The sequence below is a fragment of the Paenibacillus sp. VTT E-133291 genome (assembly GCF_002264395.1).
Classification (GTDB): domain Bacteria; phylum Bacillota; class Bacilli; order Paenibacillales; family Paenibacillaceae; genus Paenibacillus_AQ; species Paenibacillus_AQ nitricinens.
On the sequence record NZ_NFVA01000265.1, the window covers coordinates 1 to 313 of the forward strand.

Annotated in this window: 1 protein-coding gene; it reads left to right on the forward strand. The window is 51.4% G+C overall.

The genetic code is table 11. The annotated features are described in order from the left end of the window. Positions 1-56: 56 nt before the first annotated feature. Positions 57-313, forward strand: a 257-nt coding sequence (locus CA598_RS31860; RefSeq protein WP_373455866.1) for a hypothetical protein, incomplete at its 3' end; no start/stop codon positions are given.

Here is a 313-nt window from a genome sequence, read left to right on the forward strand (position 1 = left end):
GGTATCAAGTACGTCGGTTAAATTCACGCAGTAATAACGGAGAGGGGAACGAATAGATGGCGCTACAAGAAATGTTTCCGGCGGTCGCGAACAGTCCGGCGACGGAACTATCGGCAGCAATTACGGATATTCAGACGACAATTACGTTGCTCGATGCGTCTAAACTACCGGACGCTCCGAATATTGCGACAATTGGCGTAGATGAGAGTGCGGAAACGATTAAGTATACGGGCAAAAGCGGAAATACGCTGACCGGAGTTACGCGCGGATTTAACGGGACAGTGGCGAAAGCGTGGGCGACTGGCGTAGGAGT